This window comes from Escherichia sp. MOD1-EC7003, assembly GCF_002965065.1.
In the GTDB taxonomy this organism is placed as follows: domain Bacteria; phylum Pseudomonadota; class Gammaproteobacteria; order Enterobacterales; family Enterobacteriaceae; genus Escherichia.
On the sequence record NZ_PTRE01000323.1, the window covers coordinates 1 to 430 of the forward strand.

Genomic DNA, 430 nt, shown 5'->3' on the forward strand with positions numbered 1-430 from the left:
GCTGACGTTGCAGCGTCCATTTCGTCCCCGGAAAACCCCCGCAACCCCAATACCCGCCATGAGGCGCGCCACTGTACATCTGGCCACCCTGATTCCTTCCCGTAACAACTGACGCCAGACTTTACGCACACCGTACACCTGATGATTTTCATCGTATACGCGCTGTATCTCTCTCTTCAGCCAGTCATCGTGCTGCGCACGGGCACTGCGTTTATCCGGATGATGTCGCTGTTGCTGACAATGGTAATACGTTGACGGGGCAATATGCAGTTCGCTGCATACCGGTCCGACCCCGTACTGCTCACGCAGCTTATCCAGCAGTGGCATCATTTTTTCCAGAGGCGGGCGCAATCCCCCTTCGCCAAATAAAGGGGAGGCCGACGCAGGGTATCGTTAATCCGGGGCAGTTCACAAATTTTACGTTCCACCA

Annotated in this window: 1 pseudogene and 1 other annotated feature; the pseudogene reads right to left on the reverse strand. The window is 55.3% G+C overall.

Features of this window, described 5'->3' with window-relative positions:
* Positions 1 to 430, reverse strand: a pseudogene (locus A7090_RS25595) (IS3 family transposase); the annotation flags it as partial.
* Positions 256 to 372 (reverse strand) — a sequence feature (AL1L pseudoknot). (Overlaps the previous pseudogene by 117 nt.)